The sequence below is a fragment of the Melioribacter sp. genome, from assembly GCF_049325435.1.
Taxonomy (GTDB): Bacteria; Bacteroidota; Ignavibacteria; order Ignavibacteriales; family Melioribacteraceae; genus Melioribacter; species Melioribacter roseus.
Genome location: NZ_JBMOLD010000018.1, coordinates 126362 through 151712, shown reverse-complemented (window position 1 = coordinate 151712; position 25351 = coordinate 126362). Strand labels below are relative to the sequence as shown.

At 41.4% G+C, this 25351-nt stretch carries 27 protein-coding genes and 1 tRNA gene; 12 read left to right on the top strand and 16 right to left on the bottom strand.

Going from position 1 to position 25351, the window contains the following annotated elements:
* Nucleotides 1–16: 16 nt before the first annotated feature.
* The 10 genes from ACOYVE_RS13795 to ACOYVE_RS13750 all read right to left on the bottom strand — a co-directional run bounded on the left by ACOYVE_RS13795 (nucleotide 17) and on the right by ACOYVE_RS13750 (nucleotide 11209).
* The gene (locus ACOYVE_RS13795) at nucleotides 17–1426 is read right to left on the bottom strand and encodes a DUF5123 domain-containing protein (RefSeq protein ID WP_014856032.1); all 1410 of its coding nucleotides are present in this window, start codon (nucleotides 1424–1426) and stop codon (nucleotides 17–19) included.
* A 30-nt stretch (nucleotides 1427–1456) separates the two neighbouring features.
* The gene (locus ACOYVE_RS13790) at nucleotides 1457–2971 is read right to left on the bottom strand and encodes a hypothetical protein (protein WP_014856031.1); all 1515 of its coding nucleotides are present in this window, start codon (nucleotides 2969–2971) and stop codon (nucleotides 1457–1459) included.
* 26 nt (nucleotides 2972–2997) lie between these two features.
* Entirely contained in the window at nucleotides 2998–3981 is a 984-nt protein-coding gene (locus ACOYVE_RS13785) for a PorV/PorQ family protein (RefSeq protein WP_014856030.1), read from the bottom strand.
* Between the two features lie 24 nt (nucleotides 3982–4005).
* A complete protein-coding gene (locus ACOYVE_RS13780) occupies nucleotides 4006–6318 on the bottom strand; it encodes a T9SS type A sorting domain-containing protein (RefSeq protein WP_014856029.1) in 2313 nt (770 codons plus the stop codon).
* Between the two features lie 24 nt (nucleotides 6319–6342).
* The gene (locus ACOYVE_RS13775) at nucleotides 6343–9240 is read right to left on the bottom strand and encodes a TonB-dependent receptor (protein ID WP_014856028.1); all 2898 of its coding nucleotides are present in this window, start codon (nucleotides 9238–9240) and stop codon (nucleotides 6343–6345) included.
* A gap of 98 nt (nucleotides 9241–9338) precedes the next feature.
* On the bottom strand, nucleotides 9339–10058 hold the full coding sequence (locus tag ACOYVE_RS13770) for a FadR/GntR family transcriptional regulator (RefSeq protein WP_014856027.1): 720 nt from the start codon (nucleotides 10056–10058) through the stop codon (nucleotides 9339–9341).
* A 125-nt stretch (nucleotides 10059–10183) separates the two neighbouring features.
* Entirely contained in the window at nucleotides 10184–10384 is a 201-nt protein-coding gene (locus tag ACOYVE_RS13765; RefSeq protein WP_014856026.1) for a GIY-YIG nuclease family protein, read from the bottom strand.
* Between the two features lie 102 nt (nucleotides 10385–10486).
* A complete protein-coding gene (locus tag ACOYVE_RS13760) occupies nucleotides 10487–10732 on the bottom strand; it encodes a GIY-YIG nuclease family protein (protein WP_422882426.1) in 246 nt (81 codons plus the stop codon).
* A gap of 103 nt (nucleotides 10733–10835) precedes the next feature.
* Nucleotides 10836–11081: a GIY-YIG nuclease family protein gene (locus ACOYVE_RS13755; RefSeq protein WP_041355964.1), complete on the bottom strand. Its 246-nt coding sequence runs from the start codon at nucleotides 11079–11081 to the stop codon at nucleotides 10836–10838.
* 53 nt (nucleotides 11082–11134) lie between these two features.
* Nucleotides 11135–11209 (bottom strand) — tRNA-Asp (locus ACOYVE_RS13750).
* A 290-nt stretch (nucleotides 11210–11499) separates the two neighbouring features.
* On the opposite strand from ACOYVE_RS13750, the gene ACOYVE_RS13745 reads away from it, so the two are divergent.
* From ACOYVE_RS13745 to cysK, 10 genes are all read left to right on the top strand, one after another.
* Nucleotides 11500–12087, top strand: coding sequence for a YceI family protein (locus tag ACOYVE_RS13745; RefSeq protein ID WP_014856024.1), 588 nt, complete (start codon nucleotides 11500–11502; stop codon nucleotides 12085–12087).
* Nucleotides 12084–12533, top strand: a complete 450-nt coding sequence (locus ACOYVE_RS13740; RefSeq protein ID WP_014856023.1) for a MarR family winged helix-turn-helix transcriptional regulator — start codon at nucleotides 12084–12086, stop codon at nucleotides 12531–12533. The genes ACOYVE_RS13745 and ACOYVE_RS13740 overlap by 4 nt, the downstream gene beginning before the upstream one ends.
* A 68-nt stretch (nucleotides 12534–12601) precedes the next feature.
* On the top strand, nucleotides 12602–13624 hold the full coding sequence (locus ACOYVE_RS13735; RefSeq protein ID WP_422882423.1) for a S1 family peptidase: 1023 nt from the start codon (nucleotides 12602–12604) through the stop codon (nucleotides 13622–13624).
* Between the two features lie 10 nt (nucleotides 13625–13634).
* On the top strand, nucleotides 13635–14111 hold the full coding sequence (locus ACOYVE_RS13730; RefSeq protein ID WP_014856020.1) for a methylglyoxal synthase: 477 nt from the start codon (nucleotides 13635–13637) through the stop codon (nucleotides 14109–14111).
* Nucleotides 14108–14614: a DinB family protein gene (locus tag ACOYVE_RS13725; RefSeq protein ID WP_014856019.1), complete on the top strand. Its 507-nt coding sequence runs from the start codon at nucleotides 14108–14110 to the stop codon at nucleotides 14612–14614. Before ACOYVE_RS13730 ends, ACOYVE_RS13725 begins: the two co-directional genes overlap by 4 nt.
* 75 nt (nucleotides 14615–14689) lie before the next feature.
* Nucleotides 14690–15022: a DUF2752 domain-containing protein gene (locus ACOYVE_RS13720; protein ID WP_014856018.1), complete on the top strand. Its 333-nt coding sequence runs from the start codon at nucleotides 14690–14692 to the stop codon at nucleotides 15020–15022.
* Nucleotides 15001–15351, top strand: a complete 351-nt coding sequence (locus tag ACOYVE_RS13715; RefSeq protein WP_014856017.1) for a TM2 domain-containing protein — start codon at nucleotides 15001–15003, stop codon at nucleotides 15349–15351. Before ACOYVE_RS13720 ends, ACOYVE_RS13715 begins: the two co-directional genes overlap by 22 nt.
* Nucleotides 15352–15482: 131 nt before the next feature.
* A complete protein-coding gene (locus tag ACOYVE_RS13710; RefSeq protein ID WP_014856016.1) occupies nucleotides 15483–15695 on the top strand; it encodes a cold-shock protein in 213 nt (70 codons plus the stop codon).
* Between the two features lie 256 nt (nucleotides 15696–15951).
* Entirely contained in the window at nucleotides 15952–16809 is an 858-nt protein-coding gene (epsC, locus tag ACOYVE_RS13705) for a serine O-acetyltransferase EpsC (protein WP_014856015.1), read from the top strand.
* 19 nt (nucleotides 16810–16828) lie between these two features.
* Nucleotides 16829–17740: a cysteine synthase A gene (gene cysK, locus ACOYVE_RS13700; protein ID WP_014856014.1), complete on the top strand. Its 912-nt coding sequence runs from the start codon at nucleotides 16829–16831 to the stop codon at nucleotides 17738–17740.
* A gap of 54 nt (nucleotides 17741–17794) precedes the next feature.
* On the opposite strand, the gene ACOYVE_RS13695 is transcribed toward cysK, so the two are convergent.
* The 5 genes from ACOYVE_RS13695 to ACOYVE_RS13675 are packed head-to-tail and all read right to left on the bottom strand — an operon-like array spanning nucleotide 17795 to nucleotide 20003.
* The gene (locus ACOYVE_RS13695; RefSeq protein WP_014856013.1) at nucleotides 17795–18394 is read right to left on the bottom strand and encodes a peroxiredoxin family protein; all 600 of its coding nucleotides are present in this window, start codon (nucleotides 18392–18394) and stop codon (nucleotides 17795–17797) included.
* Between the two features lie 54 nt (nucleotides 18395–18448).
* Entirely contained in the window at nucleotides 18449–18667 is a 219-nt protein-coding gene (locus ACOYVE_RS13690) for a hypothetical protein (protein ID WP_014856012.1), read from the bottom strand.
* Nucleotides 18636–18845, bottom strand: coding sequence for a DUF6132 family protein (locus ACOYVE_RS13685; RefSeq protein ID WP_422882420.1), 210 nt, complete (start codon nucleotides 18843–18845; stop codon nucleotides 18636–18638). The genes ACOYVE_RS13690 and ACOYVE_RS13685 overlap by 32 nt, the downstream gene beginning before the upstream one ends.
* Nucleotide 18846: 1 nt before the next feature.
* A complete protein-coding gene (pdo, locus tag ACOYVE_RS13680) occupies nucleotides 18847–19593 on the bottom strand; it encodes a protein disulfide oxidoreductase (protein ID WP_226990982.1) in 747 nt (248 codons plus the stop codon).
* Nucleotides 19572–20003 carry a septal ring lytic transglycosylase RlpA family protein gene (locus ACOYVE_RS13675; protein ID WP_157867328.1) on the bottom strand — a complete coding sequence of 144 codons (432 nt, stop codon included), beginning with the start codon at nucleotides 20001–20003 and terminating at the stop codon, nucleotides 19572–19574. Before ACOYVE_RS13675 ends, pdo begins: the two co-directional genes overlap by 22 nt.
* A gap of 109 nt (nucleotides 20004–20112) precedes the next feature.
* Here ACOYVE_RS13675 and carA point away from each other — a divergent pair, with 109 nt between their 5' ends.
* Nucleotides 20113–21195, top strand: coding sequence for a glutamine-hydrolyzing carbamoyl-phosphate synthase small subunit (gene carA, locus ACOYVE_RS13670; protein WP_014856009.1), 1083 nt, complete (start codon nucleotides 20113–20115; stop codon nucleotides 21193–21195).
* 17 nt (nucleotides 21196–21212) lie between these two features.
* Nucleotides 21213–24392: a carbamoyl-phosphate synthase (glutamine-hydrolyzing) large subunit gene (carB, locus tag ACOYVE_RS13665; protein WP_014856008.1), complete on the top strand. Its 3180-nt coding sequence runs from the start codon at nucleotides 21213–21215 to the stop codon at nucleotides 24390–24392.
* 57 nt (nucleotides 24393–24449) lie between these two features.
* On the opposite strand, the gene ACOYVE_RS13660 is transcribed toward carB, so the two are convergent.
* Entirely contained in the window at nucleotides 24450–25301 is an 852-nt protein-coding gene (locus ACOYVE_RS13660; protein ID WP_014856007.1) for an outer membrane beta-barrel protein, read from the bottom strand.
* Nucleotides 25302–25351: the final 50 nt, after the last annotated feature.

Sequence of the window (25351 nt, the reverse complement as noted above, 5' to 3'; positions counted from 1 at the left end):
GCAACACGAAAAGGCTTTATTTCATCAACATCATTTTTCTAATAAGATTTATGTTTTCACCAGAAAGTTTATAGAGATACAATCCAGATGGTAAATTCTTTGCGTTAAAGATTGTAGTATGCGTACCAGCAGCCAAGTTTCTATTTATCAAAGTAGCTACTTCCTGTCCAAGTACGTTATATACTTTGAGTGTATAAGCTCCAGCTTTGGGAACTGTAAATTCTATTACGGTTGAAGGGTTAAAGGGGTTTGGGAAATTTTGTTTTAGTTCAAAACTAGTAGGAGTTACGCCATTTTCTTCAACACTGACAACATCTCCAGCCCACCTTAAGTCGCCCAATGCTTTTCCGTCGGAAGCAAGTGTACGAACCGGCGAATTAGGATCTAATGTGAAATCGGCATTATCCGGATCTTTATACATTGGATCGTAATTATAAATAGTCGATTCGTCGATTGTAGCTGTGCGTTGCGCTCCCGACCATGACGCTGGAGTTTCAGCTAAAAATCCGTTAGTGTAGTTTGGTATTGAAACGTTAAATGTATCTATATGCGATACTATCGTACCTTCTCTCTGGACAGTAATAATATAGCCAAGTTGATCGTTACCTTGAATCAAATTCGTTATCAATAAATTTCTTATAATCGAATTTGAAAGGTCGCGATGCCAAATAACTCTTCTTTGACTCTTATTAAATGTACAATGATCGATTAATACCTGTGTGTCGACATTTGTTGAGTCGCCGTCGTCTTCAATTTTTATAGCGCTTCCTCTGATATTATGAAAGGTGCAATTTCTTACTGTAAATGTTTCCGCAAATTTTCCTTCAAGCGGCACAGGATCTTTGTGCGTATTGATTGCTCTAAGCGCTTCGTCGCCTGTATTCATAAACGTAGTATTTTCAATTAATACATCGCCTGCGCGCGCGCCCTTAGCAAAGTCTAAGATTGTACCGTCTGTGCTCGTTTCCGGGTCACCGTACTTGTATATATTTCTTACAATACAGTCTTTAATTGTAACTTTTGGTTTTTCATTAACGCCGCCTGCCATAGCCTGAACCTGGAAGACATACTGAATTGAGTCGTATGTGCCTGCATTCGAATCATAACCGTCAAATATGATTCCTTCTATCTCGAAATCATTTTTAATTTTGAAAAACGGCAATGCTTGACAGCCTTTTATTACCACAACGGGAGGGTTTTGCAACCCTTCTTTAGCTCTAATTTTAACGGGTGTTTCGATAGTTGTCGGATTAGTGATATAAAGCCCCCCATCGTCGACCAATATAATTTCATTAGCGGCGCCTGTATTGACAAAAGCAAGCGCGTTATTCAATCCGTCGCTTACTTTTACTTCTATTGCCTGTCCTAATACTATATTGGCGAAGGAAATAAGTGTAACAACCAAATAATAAAAATGCTTCTTCATAGCTTACTCCTTTTTATTGATTAATAAATATTAGAATACTAAAGTGTACCCCAATAATATTTGTTGATTTCTTCTTACCTGATAATTTGTATTGCTGAAGTAGGAATCGTAATATTTCAGAATACTGTAAGCGTAAGTAATATTAATTTTGCCATAAGGAATAGAGACGCCCAGACCAAAGGAATAAGCGTTCGAGTTGGGTCCGTATTTTTTATCCGGCGCTCCATCCGGAATAAATAGCTCCGAATAAGTGTTGTAACCGGCTAACAATTCAACGAAGTCAAGTAGTTGATACTCTATTCCAAATCTTAGCGAATACGAATCCGGGATGCCACTAAATGCGGTATCCTGCGCTGCAAGCGCAAATTTAGATTCGGAATAAGGATTCAACTCGTAATCTATAGCCAGTCTGAACTGCTCTACAGGACGATAGGAAATACCCACTGCAAAGTTCAACGGGATATCAATTTCGTCTTCGCCTTCTACTCGGGTTTTTGTTTTGTTGTTTATGTCCGCATTATAAATTTCGTTCTCATATGAATATTTTCTCGTAATCGAGGAAGGTATGTCGAATTTCAAACCCACATCGAGTTTACGAAACGTGAAAATAACGCCGAGAGTAACATTAAAAGAATTAAATTCCGAAACGCCCGAATTAACGTTATTTAATGTATCGTAAGAAAACTTAAATTTGTTTGCGCCTCCCATCAAATCGAAATAACCTACTTTGTTCAACGACAAAAAATCATCGGTTTCACCTGATAAAACGGTTGCGCTAAGACCAACCTTAATCCAGTCGTTGATTCTTGAAGATAATGCGAATCTATACTGAGTAACTTCTCCGAATCGTTTTCTTTGATAGTCGTACCAATTAATTCTAATGCTATCGTCGGCGGACGTAACTCTTTCAGGCAGATACCCGTATCCAGTATATCCGATATGCGGATCCAAGTAGGTTTGGTTTCTGTCGTAATCCCAAACATTATTCCTGTTATAGGAGGCTGCGAATACAAAATTGTACGATGCAAAATTAAATGGAACTGCAACGGCAATGTTCTTTAACGCCCATTCGTCTTTACTTTCAACCCAGTCCGCAGCGTCCTGGCTATACGGATCAGGACCGATTTTGGGTTCAGAAACGATGTAGGACGAATCATTAAAGAAAGCTTTATTATCCCATTCCCCATTGTTTTCCGGATTTGGCACGTACATTCCGTCGAGATAGAATGGCAAGGTTACAAACTGACGATTCGGACGGTAATCCTGGTTTTCCCACCACTTGCTTTCGAAGTTGCCAATTCCAATATATATCTGAAATTTACTGGAGCCAGACAAACCTGCAGGGTTCGTATATAACGAGTTGATGTCGCTTGTGCCGCCTACGCCCGTTCCTCCCAGCGCTATTAATTTAACGCTGCTCAAATTTGTAATATCATTCAATCCCTGGAAGTAGATATTATCCCCTCTATGCTGAGCAAACAATGTCGGCAGCAAAAACATTAAGAAGATTAGCATCAATAATTTTCTTACAAATAATTTTGACATTTTTAAACTCCTTTTTGAATAAGCCTTTAATTTGTACTGAAGCTAATAGTAAACCGATGAACATCTCCCAGGAAATCGCCGTAGTCGTTAAATGAATAATCTATTTTATAGCCGCTATAATTCAGTCCCAGTCCAACGGATATGCCTTCTTCGTCATAATTAAATTTGTAGCCTCCCCGCAGAAAGAATATTTTTCTGAAAGAATATTCAAACCCCACTTGATATTGCTGGCTGTAATCTCTTGGCTGAGATAAATTAGCAGCAACTAAAAAAGCGTGATCCGAAGAGCTTGCTAAAAACGGCTGACTGTCCGATACCATGTATGTAGATATTCCAATTGCAAAAGTTTGCGGGAGGGGATACGATTTATCATAATATTTTACTTCAGGACCAAAATTTCTCAGAGACGCGGCAACTATTATTGACTTAAAACCCGTATTGTACAAAACTCCGCCGTCAAACATCAAAGCGCCCGTGCTTTTTACAACGAGATTTTCGTAAGCATATTTTGCTGTCAGACCGAAAGAAAATTTATCGGTCAGACTTTTTGCAAACGACAGCCCGTAAACCTGGGAATTTGGTCTGATAGTTTCTCCAGTGATACCCGGATTGAAATTGCCCTGTTCATCGCGATACAAGCTACTTACTCTTGTCACTTCAATAGTTCCGATGTCGTTTACCATGGCATGGAATCCGATGGTGCCAAAATCGTTCAAGTTATATGCAGCCGAAAAAGAAAATTGTTTAACATCCAGGAACCAGTCAACCACAGAAAACGAACTGCTAAAGCCATTTATATATATCAGATTCGCAGGGTTCCAGAATACCGCATCCGAATTATCAGCTATACTTACGCCGGCATCCCCCATTCCGGTAATTCTCGCTTCCGGTATGACCTTTAAGAATTGAAACGAGGTTGTTCCCACTTTGTCAATGCCGATGCTCTGACTGTAAATAGTTGACAGCGGGATTATAATAATCATCAGCAAATTAATTAAGACTATTCTCATGACTAATACCTTAATTTTTTCTAATTATTTTACAATAACTAATTTACCAGTTGCTGTTTCGCCTGATGGAGTAGTAATGACATAAAAATAGATACCCGAAGCTATATCTTGATTATTTCTGGTTACCTGGAACCAGGCTGTAGAATAAACCGGGGAATCGTGCTCTATTGTTTCTACCAATTGTCCGGCATAGGAATAAATTCTAATGGTGCATTTTTCAGGGAGTCCGTAAAACCCGATAGCATTATCCTGTCCGTGTCCTTCGAAACCCGACTTTACAATAAACGGGTTAGGAACTGCATATACCTTATCCATTTTATCGACGCTGCGTACATTTTTAACATGCGGGGTTATATTTGTTCTGCCGCTTTGATTGCCTTTATCGTCAACCGAAGTTACGCTATAGTATTTTGTTTCGCCCAACTTGTATGTTTCGTCGTTATCGATAAATTCATACAATCCTTCTTCATTTACATTGCCTAACTGGACTTCCCCTAATAATTTCCACGGACCCATACCGGCATTGCTTCTCCATACATAGAACTTGCTCAACTTGCCTGTCATACGGGGCGCCGAGAAGTTTTCCACAGACCTTTTCCAGGTAATTTTGACAGTCGCTTGAGGTGTGTTTTCTACTTTAATCACCGGAGCAGGTACTGGAATCGGGATTTTGTACTTAGCTGAATTTAGCGACGGTTTGGGATTGTCTTCGGGAAACAGCATGCCGCCCGCCGGTCCTTTTCTATCAGGGTCGTATGGAATTTGCTGCCCCAAATACGCTTCCCAAGCTTTATGAGCAACTTGATTAACGCTTATAATATCCGAGTCGATATAATCCGGATATCCATAATCCTGTAAATAATGCTCTGTGTAAACTTTCCCGTTTACAACAACTTTTCTGTCCATAGATCTGATGGGGAAAAATTGAGTGCTCGTTTGTCCGCCGCAAATAATTTTGCCTTCCGTACCTCCATAGCCGACCACTTCCGCATAGGCAAATTCAAGTTTATCTCCCAATTTCATCTTGTATGGTCCGAACCCATTAATAATCTGAACTCCGTTGTAGCTTTCATCCCATTCATAACGAGCTCTTCCAAGCCATTGTCTTCCCTTAGGCAGAACAAATCGCCCTTCGTCGGAAGGAAATCCTTCCGGCGCTCCAAGTTCGCCATATACTGTCCACCATCTTTCGTCCATAGTTGTAGCTCTGTCTTCCATTTTCTCGATACGTGTATTTCCGCTTTCTGTTTTCATATTCCACGGTTGTAGTATATACCCGTTTTCATCTGTTTCAAAATATCTTCCTTTACTGTCTTTGAGCATATAGTTTGCATATTCCGATTCATTTCTTTCCGGATTGACAGGGTCAACAACGGCAAAATGATCAGTGTCCCAGTAGAGCCAGCAATATCCAGGCGCCTGAGGACTTAACAGTCCGCCTCCGTTTACACCCGTTTCTGCGAAATATTTAAATAATTCCTCGTCTGGTTCCGGCTTAAACGCCATATACTCGTCTTTTGCGTCTGCCGCTCCGGTATGAACTGTTTGCATAAACGTCAGCCAGTAGTCGGGATCGAAACTGCTTCGATTGTCCTGTCTATACATACCTTGTTCGTATTTCCATTCGCCGTAATTCCGTTGGTAACCGAGCATGGAAGGAGAAAAACCGTAATTAACGTGGAATAAAACATCGACCAGGGGAGCAGTTCTTTCGATTGTTGCGGGATTGCCGTCGGTGTCTCCCGTGTATTCCAATTCATATTCGTAAATTATCATATCATTATAATCGGGATACGACCAGGCACGCGAAGTTCTTGTGACAGTAATTCCGACATTTGTAGCCCATTTTGCTATAATAATCTCTTCGGCTTCGTCGGGATTATAATTGGGGTTTAATTCGCCGTCGGGCAATAGTGGATAGTTCTCGATTTTTTCAATTGAGATAGGGAAGCTCCACCTTCCGGCAGGCAATTCGGGTCCGCTACCCGTCCCGATACCGCCGCAAAAAGAGAAAATGCGATTTTCCCATCCCGGCTTGCCGACTTCATTTGCGCTTATATATATACCTCCGCCAATAATATTATGTTGACCGCTGTATTCAATTCCATTAATAATTGTTTTTGAATACGGGGGCCACTCGAAACTTGGCAAACTTTGTTTTTCTCCGCTGCTACCGTATTGCCAAGGTCTTCCAATTACTCCGTCGTTGTAAACAGTCTCATGCAGCATGCCCCTTTGGTGTATTCTATAATCAACAAGTTGCGCACGAACTAATGCAGGCAGAAGCAGCAGAAAAACTGCTACTGAAAATATTTTGTATTGATTAAGAAATTTCATTGGAACTATTAACTCCTTTATTTATTAAAATCTGATATTAACGCCCAGACGAAAATGTCTTGGTGTATTACCGTAAAGAAAACTTTCTATTTTCGTTACATACGGCGCATATAACATATCTGTCTCTAAATTTTCCCTGTCTTTAACATAAATCGATTTATATCTGTTATCCGGACTTTCCGAGAAAACATTATTGTAATCATATACTTTACTATTGAGCACATTAAAGGCTTCTAAATAAATTCCCAGGTCGACTTTACCCACTGTAAATTTCTTATCAATTCTGAGTCTCAGATCGTGCTCGTCCGGCGTTCTTCTGTTATTTCTCAACCCTTGGCCAGTTTCGTCATATGTAAAAGGTCTTCCGGTCTGGAATCTGTATATCATACTGAGAGATACATTGTTAAACGGATTTACTCCAAAGATAGAGACGCCCTTTTCAATGCTGTATTTCAAGCTTGCGAGCACTCTGTGCGTACGGTCAAAATCGAGGTAGATGTCTTCGGGCGCAGGCAAAGTGTTATTCTCAGGGTTAGTTTCATAATAAACCGCACTGTAAACGGGACCGATAGCGCTTGAATTTTTTCCCCTTACAGACTGCCAATTGTATCGTATAAATCCTGTAACAGCGCCTTCGTTTTTCTCAATGTTAATATGAAAGCCTTTAATATCGGCATATTCTCTGTTATTAAAAGTCTGATATAAATTTCCGCTTCGATCGACGTACACGGCATCCTGAACAAGGTTGCTAACGTCTTTAAGGTAGGCGCTCAGGTCAATAGAAAAACCAAACGGGAGCATCCGAACAATTCCTATATCATAGGATATGGTTTTTTCTGGTTTTAAATCAGGATTACCCAAGCGAGTAAAATTGGGTTCGGGAGAAATTTTTAGAGTTTTCAGAAAGACATACTGATAAGCCGGTCGCTGGGTAAACAGACCATAATTGAGATGCAACACGGTGCTTACGTCAATTGGGAAAGAAATACCGATGCGCGGTTGAAGCACGGATACCAATTTCGTGTTTTCCTTCGCGGCTAATTCTTCGCTATAGTACTTTGAAGTCGGATCGGTCGGGTCAATATTTGGATTTCGATATGGTGAAAATTTATCGAGATATGAGAATGTGTTAAAATTGTAGAAATCATATCTTAACCCGACGTTAGCTATCATACCTTCAAATTCAAGTTTATCCTGTATATAGAGCGCGCCTTCATAAGGGTAAGCATGATACTTGTCGAAGCGTACACTGGACGAGTTGGTAGCGCTCGACCGCCGGTCGACATCCATATCGTAATAAAAGAACTGGACGCCGGTTTTTAACAAATTATTCTTGTTGACCTGGCTTGTAACGCTGGCGTTAATGCTCAATGTATTAGTTTTACTCTTTCCCGACGACGTGTATAGGCTGCCGACAGTATGACCTGAGGGGTCTGTATAAAATCTCCAATTACTGTTGTCGTTGTATATAGTTGAATACTCATTATCTTTCAAAACATGAAGGTCATCTAAATCATCTGTCATCAACCAACCTATTTTAACATCCATAAATGTTGAGTTGCTGAATACATGGTTCCATTCAGCGCCCATTTGTAACGTATTCTGAGTATTAATTGTCAAATTAAAAATTGGGTCAAAATAACCGAAATAATCTCTGTGGAATTCATTTGCCCGTTGATTGCTATAGTTCAATATCAGTTTGAATTTATCCGATGATGATGGTCTGTACATCAAGGATGAAAGCATTTGTATATTCAAGTCTGGCTGAGAAGTAGGAAGGATAGGATTAATGACTTCGTATCTGCCTGCAACGAAGAGGGAAGTATTATTAGCCACTGGACCGCCAAGCGTAAAATCAACTCTGTAATCGGGTTTATCGTATTCAAGTCCGACCAATTTGAAAGCCTGCAACCATAAAGCTCTTACCAAGCTTGCGGTTCTGAGTGAATCCATACGACTCAGAGGGGGGCTGGGAGGCCAAGTAACTGGAACGGGAGGCAAATAATTTTCCGGAAAATTAATTCCAAAGTGAGTCCATAAAATTTTACCCGACGACGGATCTTTTCCGTCCAGCCACTCTTCCGGATTATACATCTTCTCGAAGAATGGATTATTCTCCCTACTATAAACACTCCCCCCCCAAGTCTTATAATATGAGTTAGTTGTCGCAACCTCAAATTTAGTTTCCCATCTATCAGTAGGTCCTTCCTTTGTAACCAGGTTAACCACGCCTGATTGTACGTTTCCATATTCAGCGCTAAATCCGCTTGTATAAACTTCAACTTGCTGGAATGCGAAAGCTATAGGTTCAAAAGAACGTGAATTATTCAGAGGATTTACAATTGAAGAACCACCGACCAGGTAGAGAGACTCTCCCGACCTTCCCCCTCTAAAATGGCCGTCTGATACATCCGCTTGCAGCGAAACGATATCGCCAACATCCGTAACGCCCGGCAGCGTTTCAATTTTTTCAATAGTATATGTTTGCTTTGTTGCAGTAAGATCCGACTCCACCTGATCTTTTTTATATCCGACTATATATACTTCTTCATAAGCGACAGTACTGAGAGATAACTGGAAATCCACCCTCGTAGTTTTGTCAACGTTTACTTCGACATTTGTCTGAAGTTGTTCATTATATCCCACGTAGGATGCCTTGACATTATAGTACCCAGGGGGGATATTTATAATGTAATATTCACCATCAATATCCGTTGCCGCTCCATAAGTATATGCTAGAGGCACCTCTTTACCTTCAACAATTTTTGAGACAATAATTATATTAGCGCCTATTAAAGGTTCCCCCGTTTCCTTATCAATTACTCTCCCTGATATTTTACCAGTTTCCCCGGCAAAAGTAACTTCACTGGTTATGAACAGAAGTAAAGTAATTGAAATTAGCAGTAGCAAAAATTTTTTCATTATTTAATTACCTCCAAATGATTATTTGTCGCGGTTAAATAAAGAGAAAATATTACCTATGTTGTAATATGTCATACATTAAGTTGAAAAAAAATTTTTTACTTTATTTTTTCTATGCGTATCATTTCTTTTGCGTGTTTTTTAGCTATAGTCAAATGTTCTTTCATCAAATCATGCGCTTTATCAGAATTTCCTTCAATAATTGCGTCCAAAATATATTGATGCCAAACAACGGCTGAATTTATTGCATCGGGAATATCATGAATTATTCTGCTTTTAATTTCCGGCATGAGGTTAAATATTGGTTTTAACATAAGTGGAAGGACTTTGTTTTTAGTAGCCTTTGCGATAGATACATGGAATTCCATATCAACACCTGCTAATTCTGCTGCAGAACCGCTAAAGGATTTTAGTTTGTTCAGAGCTTCGTTGATCCGCTCGATATCTTCACTAGTCCTATTTAAAGCGGCATATCGAGCTATTTCTGGTTCAATTATCAGTCTTGCTTCTACAATATCCAATATATATGAAGACCCGCTGTGGTACAACAGATAATTTTTTAATGGATTAGAAACACTATCCGAAGATATTTTTCTTACAAATATCCCTCTTCCTTTTTCAACACTAATCAATCCTTTGGCACTCAATGTTCTTAAGGCTTCTCTTACAGCAGTCCTGCTAACTGCAAATTGTTCGCAAAGTTCCAGTTCGGTTGGAAGACGGTCGCCGGGATTCAATATTTTCGAATTGATTGCTTCTTCAATTTCCTCGGCAACTTTCATACTTAAAAGTTCTTTATTCCCAACAGGATTAAACATACTATCCTTTTTTGTATTATGTCATACGTAATATTAACGGAAAAATCAAAATTTGTCAAGCGAAAAAATATTTTAAAGAGACTTTGAGGAAATTCTTAATCAATAGAGAGAGTAAATAGTATGTTCTAGACACCATATCTTCTTTTCATTGCTTCGGATTTGGTGGGGTAAACTTCAAAGTAGACAATTTCCCAGGGTATACCGTGTTTTGTCGAACGGCTATTGCCCGAATTATGTCTTTCGAGTCTTAATGACAAATTCTGAGTGTGACCAGCATAATATCTGTCTGCGGAATGCGAATAAATTATGTAGGTATACCATTGCATTGCGGCTAACCTTTTAAAACAAAAAACTCGCTCTGTTGGCGAGTTTTTCTTGCGGGGCCGACGAGACTTCCCGCCCCGGCGGGACGACCTCCTTCGTGTGTTCTAATTTCCTATTAGCTCCTCAATGTATTTTCTGCTCTTCTTTCTTTTGATTTCGTATTCTCTTTTCATTGCTTCGGATTTGGTGGGATAAACTTCAAAGTAGACAATTTCCCAGGGTATACCGTGTTTTGTCGAACGACTGTTGCCCGAATTATGTCTTTCAAGTCTGAATGATAAATTATGCGTGTGGCCAACATAATATCTATCCGTCGAAGATGAATAAATTATGTAGGTATACCATTGCATTGGGGCTAACCATTTAAAACAAAAAAACCCGCTTTGTTGGCGAGTTTTTCTTGCGGGGCCGACGAGACTTCCCGCCCCGGCGGGACGACCTCCTGCGTGTGTTCTAATTTCCTATTAGCTCCTCAATGTATTTTCTGCTCTTCCTTCTTTTGATTTCGTATTCTCTTTTCATCGCTTCGGATTTCATAGGATAAACTTCAAAGTAGACAATTTCCCAGGGTATGCCGTGTTTTGTCGAACGACTGTTGCCCGAATTATGTCTTTCAAGTCTCAATGATAAATTATGCGTGTGGGCAACATAATATCTATCCGTCGAAGATGAATAAATTATGTAGGTATACCATTGCATTGCGGCTAACCATTTAAAACAAAAAAACCCGCTTTGTTGGCGAGTTTTTCTTGCGGGGCCGACGAGACTCGAACTCGCGACCTCCTGCGTGACAGGCAGGCGTTCTAACCAAACTGAACTACGACCCCATTTATTAAAAGAACTTTATTTCATCACTCTTTGACGCCGACGAGACTTCCCGCCTTTGGCGGGACGACCTCCTGCGTGACAGGCATACCGATCTATCGGGATATCCTAACTTCCAAATCAATTATCTAAAAAAGAACATAACCCTTTCAAAAAACGCCTACAAAAATAATGATTCTATCTAATCCGAAGCAAGTAAAATTTTCTGTGATTTTATAATGAACTTTTTAATTGCAATATATGTTATAACGCTTATACTAATTAATTTTTTCATAAAAAAAGGAGAGTTGCCATGCGTAAGTTATTTTTATCATCATTAATACTTTTTTTGGCAGTCGGGCTTATTAACGCTCAGACCAAATGGAATTTCGATAAATCCCACTCCAAAATTGCTTTTAAAGTAAAGCACATGGTCATTTCTGAGGTTACCGGATATTTTAACGAATATGAAGGCGCCGTAGAAACAAACGGCGATAATTTCGAAAACGCCAAAATTAACTTTACTATCGACGTCAACAGTATCGATACCGACAACGAGAAACGCGACGAACACTTGAAATCCGACGACTTTTTCAATGCCGCCAAATTTCCCAAAATTACTTTCGTCGGTAAGTCCTTGAAAAAAGTTGCGGACAATAAATATAAACTGGTCGGCGACCTTACAATCCGAGACAATACAAAAGAAGTGACTCTCGATGTCACATACAACGGTATGGTAAAAGATCCGTGGGGAAATACGCGCGCAGGTTTCAAGGTAACGGGAACAATTAACCGTTTCGATTTCGGTCTGAAATGGAATGCATTGCTCGAACTCGGCGGCGCTGTTGTGAGCGAGGATGTCGACATTGTTATTGACGTACAATTGATAAAAGCAAAATGAGATTAGAAGAAGAGATTAAACAAAAAAAATTCAGGAATGAATTTCATAAACTGACAGTCAATCTTCATTACACAAACAATTGGCTGTTAAATATTCACAAATCTATTTTCGAACGGTTCGGCATAACGCCGAACCAGTTCAATATTCTGCGTATTCTCAGAGGGCAGCATCCCGGTAGCGCGTCTGTAAATCTGCTTAAAGAGCGCATGCTAGATAAAACATCCGACGTTTCCCGATTGGTCGAACGCTTGCGCGTCAAAGGATTGGTAGAAAGAAATCGATGCCCTAACGACCGGCGACGCGCCGATGTGATTATAACTGAGAAAGGGCTCGAGCTTTTAAAAGAAATAGATAAATACAACGATGAATTCGATCGAGCTCTATCCAATCTTTCCGAGAACGAGGCAAAACTCCTCAATGACTTGCTCGATAAAATGAGAGGCTGAAAAAATATTCTTTCCTCAGTGCGTAAATTCTGTTACATTTATTATCAAAATTTCCGCGCGGGGGATTTGTGCGATTATTATCCGCCTTATTACTTGTATTATCAGCATGCACCGCCGTCTACGATTCGGTTTATCCCACCCTTTCCGACGGCAAGTACGATAGCGAGTTTCCGTATAAAAGCTCTTCGGAACAATTGGAAGAGATAAGCAATTCCATCAATCTCATAAACAGTATAGCGTTTTATACCGGCTATGTTTTCGACTATAATTCTCGATTGACCCGAAAGGACATCTCACGAATCGACATCGAATCTGCGGCGACAGAAAAAGTTTATTTCAACCGAACCGCATCCGGCACAGCCACTTTAATATATGCGGGCGACGGTAATATTCTCTATCTTACGGTAGCGCATATCGTGGCTTTTCCCGATACCGTCTATTCTTATTTTATCAATCCGGACGGCAGCGTTTCGGAGTATATCGAAAGCATTTCCATTAAATCGCGACAAAGCAATTATATTCCAGACCTTCCCGACGGGGGAGAACTCGATATAATTTTAATGGATAAAAACATCGACATAGCTTTCCTCGGCAAAAAAATCGATCCGAAGGCGGCTTTTGCGCTCAATCCCTTTAAATATCCGTGGGGCTCATCGTCCGAACTCGAATGGGGCACTTTTGTCTATGTATTCGGTTATCCGATGAATTACAAAATGATTACCAAAGCATTGGTGAGCAATCCCAAAAGGGAAAAAAATATTTTTTTAATCGACGCAGTATTCAACAAAGGATCAAGCGGCGGAATTGTTCTGGCTATCCGGGACGGAGTGCCGAATTTCGAACTTGTAGGACTCGTCCGTTCAGTGCCAGCCGATTTTCAATTGAATCTTCATCCTTTCACCAAAGAACACGACATCGACTTTAATCCTCAAATTCCCTATAAAGGCGAAGTTTATGTAGAAAAAGAGCAGGTTATCCGAAGCGGTATCGTAAAAGCAATCGGGATTGAAGCCGTCAAAGATTTTATTGGAAAACATTTGTCTTATCTCAGAAGCAAAGGCTATTATCTGAGCGGATTTGCAACAAATTAATATATATCTTATGAAACAGAAAAAAATCAAAATTCAAATGCCGGTCAAAAAGAGGATTGCTCTCGTTGCTCACGACAACAAAAAGCGCGACCTTCTGGAATGGACTGCTTTCAATAAAGACAAACTGAAAGATTGCGCTATTTATGCCACCGGAACAACCGGTAGACTTCTCGAAGAAGAAACGGGTATAAATGTGAAAAAGTTAAAAAGCGGACCCCTCGGAGGCGACCAGCAGCTCGGCGCTTTAATTTCAGAGAACGAAATCGACATTCTGATTTTTTTCTGGGACCCGCTCGAACCGCAACCGCACGACCCCGACGTCAAAGCTCTTTTGAGAATTGCCGTCGTCTGGAATATTCCGATTGCAAACAACAGATCGTCGGCGGATTTTATTTTTTCATCGGCTTTGATGGACGAACCCTACGAAAGAATTCTGCCCGATTATGATTCGTATACGGAAAGAATTATCTCAAAAGAGGAAAAATGAAACCTTCTCCGAAAGATTATCATCCGTATTACAAGATGTATATCGATCTGATTGATTCGGAAGATATTGTTTCCGTTCTCGAAAATCAAATCGACGAGTTCAATGATTTTGCGGCAGGCTTGACTGCCTATGATTTCAACCGCAGATACAGCGAAGGTAAATGGAGCGTTAAAGAGATAATCGTTCATTTGATCGACACCGAGCGGATATTTGTCTACAGAATGCTTTCGGCTGCCAGGAACGACGGTTCCGATTTAAAAAGCTTCGACCAGGAATTTTATGTCAGCAATTCGGACTGCCGCGAAATAAGTCATCGATTGTTAATCGAAGATTTTATAAATCAGCGCAAATCCACGATTTCTTTTTTAAGAACTTTGACCGATGAAATGTGGCATAGGAAAGGAGATATCGGAGGATATCCTTTTAATGTATCCGCAGGCGCATACATTATTGCGGGTCATTTTATCCATCACATTAATTTCATAAAGGAAAATTATTTTTAACGGTTATTAAGAATTTCACGTTTTCTTAAAACTATCCCGCCGCTCATACGACTAAACCGTTAAAAGCGACAATAATTGATTAGATTAATCTTCATATTGAAAAATATTGAGTGGGAAGCCGTTTTCTGGCTAATCGGACTAATTTACCTAGCATCGATCGATCCGTATGCTCCGCAGCATTATACACTCTGTCCTTTTAAGAATATAGGTATTGACAGCTGTCCGGGCTGCGGATTGGGACGCTCGATAGGGCTGCTATACCATTTTGATTTCGTACATTCTTTCGAGGCTCACTTTCTGGGCGCAGTTGCATTAATATTAATTGCAGCCCGCATAATCGGACTAATTCATAAAACAATAAACAATTTCAAAAAATCGGAGTTGATATGGCTAACGTATACGAACTGATGCCCGAAATTATGGGCGAAGAGCAGATTTTTGTGGCTAGTATAATCAAAAATTTCGACGACCAAAAAGCGCAGCAATTTGCAAATGTTTACAGAACCCGCCGGCGCGATCCTCAAACAATACTCCTCCTTACGCTTGTAGGTTTCCTCGGAATTGCAGGTATTCAGCGTTTTATTACCGACAGGATGGGACTCGGAATTCTCTATTTACTGACAGGCGGTATTTGTATGATCGGAACGATTATCGATCTTATCAATTATAAGAAGATTGCTTTCGAATACAATCAAAAGCAGGCAATGGAAATTGCCGCTATGATTCGCGCCGTTTGAATTATTTTTGAAATTATTGAATTTATTCTTAAGTTTCGCCCGTAGAGCAGATGCTCTAAATTATATAATTTTTTTAGATGCGTTCTGCCTACAATCAAGAAGTAAGTAAAATTTTTAAGGAGTCTTTTTTTATGGCAGAACGTGAAAACGGAACCGTTAAATGGTTTAATGCCACAAAAGGTTACGGTTTTATTGAGCGATCGCAAGGAGGAGATGTATTCGTTCACTTCTCTTCGATTCAGGTTGACGGATACAAAACTCTCGAAAAAGGTCAACAGGTTGAATTTACCGTCGGAGACGGACCGAAAGGACCTCAGGCTCAAGACGTAAAAGTTGTCAAATAATAAAGTTTATTATTTTGCAACACACGAAAGCGGCTAACTGCCGCTTTTTTTATGCCCGTTCTTGAACTTTTCGGATTATTAACGCATTTTTAAAAACGTGATTCGAATTTATATGAAAACTTTTGCTTCCATATCGCACTCTTCATTCTCACTTCAGCTTAACTGCTGTCGCTCCAACAACTGCGCTTGTTGCTGTTGTTAATACATACTTAACCCCAAAAAATTAATTTATAAAAATTATTAAAGGGCATAAAAAATGGAATCCTGGGAAAGGACTAATTTTACAGATTTTGCAAAAAATATTTTAACGAGACGGCAAACGCACGCGTGCACGTCGTCCCTCAAAAACGAGTCGATAGCTTTTCTGGAAGGTATAATCGATTTTCTCTTTCCTCATTTTTCTTCCAAAATTTATTATACGGAAGAAGACATTCTTTCAAAGCTCCAATTGATCAAGAGAGATTTTATACAACTGATTAAATTGCTGAACGGAATGGCTCCTGTAAACGCCGCTGAGAAAAGCGCGGAATTTATAAAGAAGCTGCCGGCAATAAACGAGATGCTGTGGGAAGACGCCGAATTTATTTACAAAGGCGACCCGGCGGCAGAAAGTATCGACGAAGTAATTCTCGCATATCCGGGCTTTCGCGCAATTGTAATTTATCGTCTCGCGCACGCAATATATGAATTGAAAATTCCGATTATTCCACGCATTCTTACCGAACACGCTCATCAGGTGACCGGAATCGACATTCATCCCGGAGCTCAAATCGGATGTCCGTTTTTTATCGATCACGGCACGGGAATAGTCATAGGCGAAACTACAGTTATAGGAAAAAACGTGAAACTCTATCAAGGCGTAACTTTAGGCGCCCTTAGCGTCGACAAAAATCTCGCCCAGCAAAAACGCCATCCCACAATCGAAGACGACGTGGTAATCTATTCCCAGGCGGTCATATTAGGCGGCAACACAGTAATCGGAAGAAATTCCGTTATCGGGGGAAACTCTTGGATAATCAAAAGCATTCCTCCAAATTCTGTGGTTTATAACAAAAGCGAAGTACGCATCAGGTCTTCCAGACCATTCGAAGAAACACTCGATTTTGTAATCTAAAAAGAAAGGAAGAAATAAAATGAAAGCTTTCAATATACTCCAGACAATCGGCAACACGCCGCATCTCAAATTAAACCGATTATTCGGCGATAAATACGAAGTGTGGGTAAAACTCGAAAGGTCGAATCCCGGCGGCAGCATTAAAGACAGAATTGCTCTTGCAATGATTGAAGACGCCGAGAAGAAAGGAATCCTTAAATCCGACAGCATAATAGTCGAGCCGACTTCGGGCAACACGGGAATCGGGCTTGCAATGGTTGCGGCGGTAAAAGGCTACAGGATTATACTTGTAATGCCGGAATCGATGTCGATCGAACGCCGCAAAATTATGGCTGCCTACGGCGCGGAATTCGAACTGACCCCGCGCGAACTCGGAATGAAAGGAGCCATCGAAAAAGCAAAAGAACTAGCGGCTTCGAATCCCAATATATGGATACCTCAGCAATTCGAAAATCAATCGAACGTCGAAATTCACGTTAAAACCACCGCGCAGGAAATATTAAACGACTTTCCCGAAGGTTTCGACTATCTGATTACGGGCGTGGGAACCGGCGGACATATTACCGGCGTTTCGAAAGTTCTGAAAGAAAAATTTCCGAATCTGAAAGTATTTGCCGTAGAGCCGGAAAATTCCCCCGTTATTTCCGGAGGTAAACCCGGTCCACATCCGATTCAAGGCATCGGCGCCGGATTTATTCCTCAAATTTTCGACACCTCTTTAATCGAAGGCGCCATTCAGGTGACTAAAGAAGAAGCCTTTGAATTTGCACGCAGAGCGGCTAAAGAGGAGGGGCTTTTTGCAGGTATTTCCTCAGGCGCCTCGCTTGCGGCAATCAACAAAAAGCTGCCTGATATTCCCGAAGGTTCAAGAATCCTTACTTTCAATTACGACACGGGCGAACGGTATCTTTCGATTGAAGACCTGTTTTAAAATAAAAAGGCTGTCTCTTTCGGGACAGCCTTTTTAAGTTTCGTTACTTAATTTCTATAGACCCAAAATCTTTTTGATGTGATTTTCGTATGCAAGCTTGGGCACGAGACCTTCGTAACTGGCTACAATTTTGCCGTGCGGATCGATTACGAATGTAGTCGGAATGGCTCTGATTCCGCCGTACTGCATATAAACGCTTTGATTACCGTAAACTACCGGGTAGTTGATTCCCTTTTCTTTCATAAATGGAACAACCTGATTTTTTGTATCTGTATCGACGGAAATACCCACAATTTCGAGTCCTTTTTTGCCGTATTTATTTTTAAGATCGATTAAATCGGGAATTCCTTTTCGGCACGGCGGGCACCATGTAGCCCAGAAATCAAGAATAACAATTTTCCCGCGCAAGTCGGAAAGTTTCAAAGTTTTTCCGTCGGTTGTCGGCAACGCAAAATCGGGAGCCATTACAGAATTCTGCTGAGCCGCAGGAACGTAATTCGGCGGATAAGGCCCTCTTTCGGGTTCGCTGCCGGTATTATTGACTACGAATAAAAGCAGTATAAGTCCGACGAAAAATCCTGTATAGATATAACTTCTTTGTTTCTTGGTTAATCCCTGTTTGGTTTCTTTTGCGCCGGGATTCTTCTTTTTCATATTCTTCCTCATTTCTTTTGATGAATAAAATAAAGATAATAAATAACGTTCAATTTATTTATCACTTTTTGATAACATTTCGTTCAAATCCTCCACGAATACGTCGATTTGACTATCGTCAAAGCCTTTTTCGACGGCGGCTTCTTCCAAAGTGCCCCAAATCGGTTCTCCGCATCGTAAGCATCGTATCCCTTTTTCCATCAAGTATGTAACCGATTCGGGCAGAAGATTTACAAGGTCTTCAATCAGAATGTTTTTGCTTATCTTCTTCATTTTTTTTACCGGGAATTAACCAAACCGCGCCTACCAGAGCGCCGTAAAGCGTCGACACATACGGGTTGCCCGATATGGGGCAGCTTCCGTTACAACCGATAAAATAATAATACGCATATCCTAGTAACGCGCCGGCAGCGACGGGAAATATTTTCTTTATTATTTTTTTATTAATCATATTAAACAATAATCGTATTTAGAGCTTCTTTTACCTTTTCGAGAACGGTTTGTTCCGGAGCGGCTCCTTCCAGGAAAGCGCTTTCGTTGATTACGGTTCTCGGCACTCCGCGAACATTGTATTTTTGCGACAGATGCGGAAATTCCGTTGCTTCCACCATATCGCTTTTGATATTGTCGTTCAAATAAGCGAATTTGTGAGCAGTTATTACCGCCTGAGGACAATACGGGCAAGTCGGAGTTACGAATACCTGCATATGAACCGGTTTGTCGATTTTTTTGACTTCCTCTTCGATTTCCTGAGGCAATCCGGTAACGCCCGTGCCAAGCATTTTAATGTCTTCTAACAAAGATGCAAATTCATATCCGCTCGGTATTCCGTAATAACGGATACCGTAATCTTTGCCATTTTCGTCCAAAAGTACCGTAGCCGGAATTTTGTCCACTCCGTATTTTTCCGCGTCGGCTTTGTCGTTAACGAAATTTTTGACTTCAAGATGAAGTCTGTCGTTTATATCGGCTAATTCGGTCAATATTCCTTTTGTTTCCCGGCAGTATTGGCATTCGAGTTCCTGAGTAAAAAACACAATCTTAACATCCTTTGTCAAGACCGAAAGAACTTTCTGCAATTCTTCTTTTAATTGATCGTCTATATACATCTTTTCTCCTATTGAATTTTGCTTGCTACGGGTATGATGTTCAAAAACGGAAAACGTTTCAGAATTGATTATTTTTTTCCCTTCCCCCATTCGAGCACTTCGACTTTGACTTCGGCCAGTCCTTCTTCCACAAAGCCGAGTTCTCTGGCGGCGCCGAGCGAGAGGTCGATTATCCTGTCGGGGCGATACGGCATCCTGTCGTTTATTTTCAATACTATGCTCTTTTTGTTAGCAAGATTTGTTACGCGCACAAGGGTTCCCATCGGAAAGAAAGGGTGCGCCGCGGAAACCGAATTCATGTCGTAAACTTCGCCGCTGTATGTTATTTTATTGTGAAATTCGTCGCTGTAAAAAGATGCGATTCCGGTTTGAACTCTCAAACTATTATAGTCGTCGGGGGATTTTTCGGTTTTCGAAGTAAATCGCACCGATGACGAGCAAGCCGTAATAATTAAGGTTAAACATGCGATAATCGATATTTTATTTATTTTTCCAAGCATAAAGCAATAATTATTTTGAACGAAAAAATTTTTTTCATAAATTTGCACAATTTATTTATACATCCAATTGCAGGCTTCCTCCCTAAATAACTTGGAGATATACGACGCTATGAAAGATAGAAAAATTACGCCCAAACGAAAAGCCAAACTTGTACTGAAAAACGGAAAAGTATTCGAAGGATTTCTATTCGGGAGCAGAAGAAATGCAGCGGGCGAAGTTGTGTTTAATACCGGCATGATGGGCTATCCGGAAACGATGACCGACCCTTCTTACAAAGGTCAGATTCTCGTATTTACTTATCCGCTTGTGGGCAATTACGGAGTTCCGCAATTAAACGATTCGGACGACCTGCCTCTCTTTTTCGAATCGCAGAAAATTCAGGTAGAAGCAATTGTGGTTTCGGAACACTCCGAAAAATATTCCCACTGGAACGGCTATCAAAGTCTGGACGAATGGCTCAAGGCATACGATATTCCCGGTCTCTACGGCGTAGATACGCGCGGACTAACAAAAATTCTACGCGAGCAAGGCACGCTTCTCGGCAAAATTATTACGGACAATAAACCCGTCGACTACTACGACCCCGATACGGACAATTTAATTTCAAAAGTAACCATTTCGCAGAAATACGAGTACGGCAGCGGTAAAAAGAGAATTCTCCTTGTCGATTGCGGCTGCAAAAAAAGCATTATCACAAACCTTCTTGACAGGGATGTGCGTGTATTAAGAGTTCCGTACGATTACGATATTTCGAACGAGGATTTCGACGGCGTTGTTTTGTCCAATGGACCGGGCAATCCGGTTGTGTATAAAAAGCTTGTAGAAACCGCTCGCAAATTAATCCAGAAACAGGTGCCCACGCTTGGCATTTGTATGGGTCATCAGATACTGGCTCTGGCGGCCGGAGCCAAAACTTATAAATTGAAATACGGACACCGCAGTCAAAACCAGCCTGTTAAAGTTGTCGGTTCCAACAAATGCTATGTAACTTCGCAAAATCATAGTTTTGCGGTCGACACAAAGACATTGCCCAAAGGCTGGATGCCGTGGTTCGAAAATCTCAACGATTATTCGAACGAAGGAATGATTCACGAAAAACTGCCCTTCAGAAGCGTTCAGTTTCATCCTGAAGCCACGCCCGGTCCGGTCGACACCGAATTCATTTTCGATGAATTTCTAAAAGATGTTTAATTAAAAGAAGAAAGCCGATGAAATACAAAAAAGTTTTAATTATAGGAAGTTCAGCGCTTAAGATCGGCGAAGCCGGCGAATTCGATTATTCCGGCTCGCAAGCTATTAAAGCTCTCAAAGAAGAGGGCGTCTATACAATCTTAATTAATCCCAACATCGCCACCATTCAAACTTCGGATTACCTTGCCGACAAAGTTTATTTGCTTCCGATTACGGCTCAATACGTGGAACGCGTAATTGCGCGTGAAAAGCCCGACGGAATTATACTCGGTTTCGGCGGTCAGACAGCATTGAACTGCGGACTCGACCTCCACAAGCAGGGAATTCTCGACAAGTACAAAGTAAAAGTTCTCGGCACTCAGATAGAAGCGATTGAAAATACGGAAGACCGTCAACTCTTCTGCAATAAACTTTCCGAAATCGACGTTAAATTTCCGCAGAGCAAAGCCGTCAGCTCAACCGAAGAAGCGATTGAATACGCCAAGAAGATCGGTTTTCCTGTTATAATTCGAATTGCTTATGCGCTCGGCGGGCTCGGTTCGGGAATTTGTCGCAATAAAAGAGAGGTTGAAAAATTAGCTTCGAAAGCCCTCTCTTATACTTCTCAGATTCTCGTGGAAGAATATCTCGAAGGCTGGAAAGAAATCGAATACGAAGTGGTGCGCGACCGTTACGATAATTGCATTACGGTATGTAATATGGAAAATATCGACCCGATGGGAATCCATACCGGTGAAAGCATTGTGGTCGCTCCCAGCCAAACATTGACGAACGAAGAATATCACCGGTTGAGGGGAATTGCAATCAAGACAATCCGCCATCTCGGCATCGTAGGCGAATGCAACATTCAGTTTGCGCTTGATCCGAATTCGCACGATTACCGCGTCATCGAAGTTAACGCGCGACTGTCGAGAAGTTCGGCGCTTGCGTCGAAAGCCACGGGCTACCCTCTGGCGTTCGTAGCCGCCAAACTGGCGCTCGGATACGGACTCCACGAACTGCCGAATTCAATCACAAAAGTAACAAAAGCGTTTTTCGAACCCGCGCTCGACTACATTGTGGTTAAAGTTCCCCGGTGGGATTTGAAGAAATTCCGATTGGTCAAACGGAAATTGGGTTCGTCGATGAAGTCGGTCGGCGAAGTAATGGCAATCGGCAGGAAATTCGAAGAAGCCATTCAAAAAGCGATGCGAATGCTCGACATCGGCGTCGAAGGTTTGACGGCAAGCAGAACCAAAATCGAATTCGACAACCTGGAGGAAGCTCTCAGCAATCCGACCGAAGAACGAATGTTTGCGGTCGTTCAGGCTCTCAAAAGCGGTTATTCCGTCGACTGGGTGCATAATTTGACCCATATCAATAAATGGTTCCTTCACAAGATTCAGAACATCGTCGAGATCGAAAAGAAAATTAAGAGCTCTAACAGCTTAACTAAAGAAACGCTTTTGGAAGCCAAACAACACGGTTTTTCCGACAGGCAAATTGCGAATATACTCGATAAAGACGCGCACGACATTTATAAACTACGCGCTAAGCACAACATTCATCCTTTTATTCAGCATATCGATACGTTAGCCGCCGAATATCCGGCTCAGACAAATTATCTTTATCTTACGTACAATTGCTCGAAACACGATTCGACTCTCAAGCTTAAGAACAGTATAATCATACTCGGTTCCGGTCCTTACAGAATCGGCAGTTCGGTCGAATTCGACTGGTGCTGCGTTAATACGAGTAAGACATTGAGAGAACTGGGTTATAAATCGGTTATTATAAACTGCAATCCCGAAACCGTAAGCACCGATTACGATCAATCCGACGCTCTCTTTTTCGAAGAACTTACGACTGAGACTATCTGGGAAATTTACGATCAAATCAAAGCGCGCGGAGTAATAGTTTCGATGGGCGGCCAAACGCCGAACAATCTGGCGCTTAAACTTCATAAAATCGGAGTGCGGATTCTCGGCACTTCTCCCGAATCGATCGACAACGCCGAAGACCGCAGAAAATTCTCAGCCCTGCTGGACAAACTCGGAATAGAACAACCCGAATGGAGCGCGCTCAAAACAATTAGCGAAGCTCTTCAATTCGCCAACAAAGTCGGTTACCCGGTGCTGGTTCGCCCTTCATACGTATTGAGCGGAGCCGCAATGGCAATAGCAACAGACGACGTGGAGCTTACAAACTTTTTGCAGAAAGCCGTCGACGTATCGCCCGAACATCCGGTGGTTATTTCGAAATTCCTGGTTAACGCCAAGGAGCTCGAATTCGACGCGGTTGCTCAGAACGGCGAGATTGTCTGCTCGGCAATTTCCGAACACGTTGAGAATGCGGGCGTCCACTCGGGAGACGCCACACTGGTGCTTCCGGCTCAAAGGACGTACCTCGAAACGATGCGGCAAATTAAAAAATTCTCTTCGGATATCGCCCGTTCGCTTAATATCAACGGACCTTTCAATATCCAGTTTCTCGCAAAAGACAATAAAGTAAAAGTAATCGAATGCAATCTGAGAGCTTCGAGATCGTTCCCGTTCGTTTCGAAAACTCTCAAGAAAAATTTTATCGATATCGCCGCGAAAGTTATAGTCGGCAAAAAAGTTGAAAAGTCGAACGATTTTTCGTTCAATTACGATTACGTTGGAGTTAAAGCGCCGGAGTTTTCATTTACGCGTCTCGAAGGCGCCGACCCGACGACGGGAGTGGAAATGGCGTCGACAGGCGAAGTTGCATGCTTGGGCAAAGATTTCGACGAGGCGTTTCTAAAAGCATTGACCGCGGTCGGTTTCCGATTCCCGATTAAATCGATACTGGTTTCTTCGGGTACAATCGAATCGAAATCCGAACTTCTCGAGCCATTGAGACAACTCCAGAAAACAGGAGTAAAATATTACGCCACGCCAGGAACGGCAAAATTCATGCATTCCAACGGCATAGCGGTCGATACGGTCGATTGGCCTTTGAACGGCAAGAAGTCGAACGCTCTCGATTTAATTAAATCCAAATCGATCGACCTGGTTATCAACATTCCGAAAAACTTCCAGGAAGAAGAACTTACAAACGACTACCTGATTCGACGCACAGCCGTCGATTATAAAATTCCTCTTATTACAAACCGCCAACTTGCAATGAGATTGGCCGAAGCGCTTGTAAATAAAAATCCCGACAGTCTCGAAATTAAAAGCTGGGATGAATATTAATAATAACTATTGCGTAAAAAGCCTTCTGTTTAAAATTAAGCAGAAGGCTTTTTTATTTTAAAACGAAAAAGAAACGCTGAACTTAACCGTAGCGTAGCTGATCGGAGATTCGCTTTCGAAAGGCCAGTTCATTCTGTCTTTTCTCAATTCGTAAAAAGCGTACGAAAGTCCGCCTTTCAGCAAAAGATGAATTATCGGAGCGGCGTAAGGCGAAGAATATGCCGCTTCTTCTATAAATTCGTCGAGCAGTTTACCCGCCGCGCCTTCGATTGCAACGCTGCCCGCGTGCTTCCAGAAGAGGTAACGCGGAAAAATCTGGTTGTATTCGTATGCGGCGTTGAAAGTCAAATGATTCCCTATTCTGAATTTCAGTCCCGCTTCGCCGTTCGATCCGAATCTTACTCTTCCTTCGAAGCGTTTCAACAATTCGATATCTTCGTATATTAAATCCGACGAGACCACGTTTAAAGGCTCCGATTTGAAATCCGACCAGAGGAAACCTTCCTGAACGTACGGCTCGATTCCCGCTTTATCGAATCTGTATCCGTATCCTTCCCTTTTGCCGAATCCGAATTTCCAGATATCGGCTTTATAATCGACGCCCTCGTCTTTAATCAATTTCGAAGACGCCTTGCCTCCGATTAAAAATTTTTCGCTCAGTTCTGTAACATTCAATTCAAAAGTATCAATCCGCGTATATCCGAGTTTAATATCGAGAGAACCGAAATCGGCAAACTCGCCATTAAGTTTTTTGTATTCGGGCGAAGTAAAACCGTAATTGAGTTCGAGCATAGGCGAGCCTTTGTGCCATCTGAACCATTTGTGAAATTTCATGTTCGCTTCGGCTCGGTAAGATTGTCCGAACGCGCATACGTATGGGACTAGCAACAAGAAGATTACTTTTTTCATGATACTCCTCTTTAAATTGTGCCCTTTAGACGCATCGGAAAATCGAAAAG

Bases quoted from the DNA above. Each gene is read 5' to 3' on its own strand.
- ACOYVE_RS13675 (WP_157867328.1), bottom strand. From the start codon at position 20,003: ATGCTTGGAAAAATAAATAAAATATCGATTATCGCATGTTTAACCTTA.
- ACOYVE_RS13795 (WP_014856032.1), bottom strand. From the start codon at position 1,426: ATGAAGAAGCATTTTTATTATTTGGTTGTTACACTTATTTCCTTCGCC.
- carA (WP_014856009.1), top strand. From the start codon at position 20,113: ATGAAAGATAGAAAAATTACGCCCAAACGAAAAGCCAAACTTGTACTG.
- ACOYVE_RS13695 (WP_014856013.1), bottom strand. From the start codon at position 18,394: ATGAAAAAGAAGAATCCCGGCGCAAAAGAAACCAAACAGGGATTAACC.
- ACOYVE_RS13715 (WP_014856017.1), top strand. From the start codon at position 15,001: ATGGCTAACGTATACGAACTGATGCCCGAAATTATGGGCGAAGAGCAG.
- ACOYVE_RS13770 (WP_014856027.1), bottom strand. From the start codon at position 10,058: ATGTTTAATCCTGTTGGGAATAAAGAACTTTTAAGTATGAAAGTTGCC.
- ACOYVE_RS13685 (WP_422882420.1), bottom strand. From the start codon at position 18,845: ATGATTAATAAAAAAATAATAAAGAAAATATTTCCCGTCGCTGCCGGC.
- ACOYVE_RS13755 (WP_041355964.1), bottom strand. From the start codon at position 11,081: ATGCAATGGTATACCTACATAATTTATTCATCTTCGACGGATAGATAT.
- ACOYVE_RS13690 (WP_014856012.1), bottom strand. From the start codon at position 18,667: ATGAAGAAGATAAGCAAAAACATTCTGATTGAAGACCTTGTAAATCTT.
- ACOYVE_RS13790 (WP_014856031.1), bottom strand. From the start codon at position 2,971: ATGTCAAAATTATTTGTAAGAAAATTATTGATGCTAATCTTCTTAATG.
- ACOYVE_RS13760 (WP_422882426.1), bottom strand. From the start codon at position 10,732: ATGCAATGGTATACCTACATAATTTATTCATCTTCGACGGATAGATAT.
- ACOYVE_RS13775 (WP_014856028.1), bottom strand. From the start codon at position 9,240: ATGAAAAAATTTTTGCTACTGCTAATTTCAATTACTTTACTTCTGTTC.
- ACOYVE_RS13740 (WP_014856023.1), top strand. From the start codon at position 12,084: ATGAGATTAGAAGAAGAGATTAAACAAAAAAAATTCAGGAATGAATTT.
- ACOYVE_RS13710 (WP_014856016.1), top strand. From the start codon at position 15,483: ATGGCAGAACGTGAAAACGGAACCGTTAAATGGTTTAATGCCACAAAA.
- ACOYVE_RS13660 (WP_014856007.1), bottom strand. From the start codon at position 25,301: ATGAAAAAAGTAATCTTCTTGTTGCTAGTCCCATACGTATGCGCGTTC.
- ACOYVE_RS13725 (WP_014856019.1), top strand. From the start codon at position 14,108: ATGAAACCTTCTCCGAAAGATTATCATCCGTATTACAAGATGTATATC.
- ACOYVE_RS13780 (WP_014856029.1), bottom strand. From the start codon at position 6,318: ATGAAATTTCTTAATCAATACAAAATATTTTCAGTAGCAGTTTTTCTG.
- ACOYVE_RS13785 (WP_014856030.1), bottom strand. From the start codon at position 3,981: ATGAGAATAGTCTTAATTAATTTGCTGATGATTATTATAATCCCGCTG.
- carB (WP_014856008.1), top strand. From the start codon at position 21,213: ATGAAATACAAAAAAGTTTTAATTATAGGAAGTTCAGCGCTTAAGATC.
- epsC (WP_014856015.1), top strand. From the start codon at position 15,952: ATGGAATCCTGGGAAAGGACTAATTTTACAGATTTTGCAAAAAATATT.
- pdo (WP_226990982.1), bottom strand. From the start codon at position 19,593: ATGGGGGAAGGGAAAAAAATAATCAATTCTGAAACGTTTTCCGTTTTT.
- ACOYVE_RS13745 (WP_014856024.1), top strand. From the start codon at position 11,500: ATGCGTAAGTTATTTTTATCATCATTAATACTTTTTTTGGCAGTCGGG.
- ACOYVE_RS13730 (WP_014856020.1), top strand. From the start codon at position 13,635: ATGAAACAGAAAAAAATCAAAATTCAAATGCCGGTCAAAAAGAGGATT.
- ACOYVE_RS13765 (WP_014856026.1), bottom strand. From the start codon at position 10,384: ATGCAATGGTATACCTACATAATTTATTCGCATTCCGCAGACAGATAT.
- cysK (WP_014856014.1), top strand. From the start codon at position 16,829: ATGAAAGCTTTCAATATACTCCAGACAATCGGCAACACGCCGCATCTC.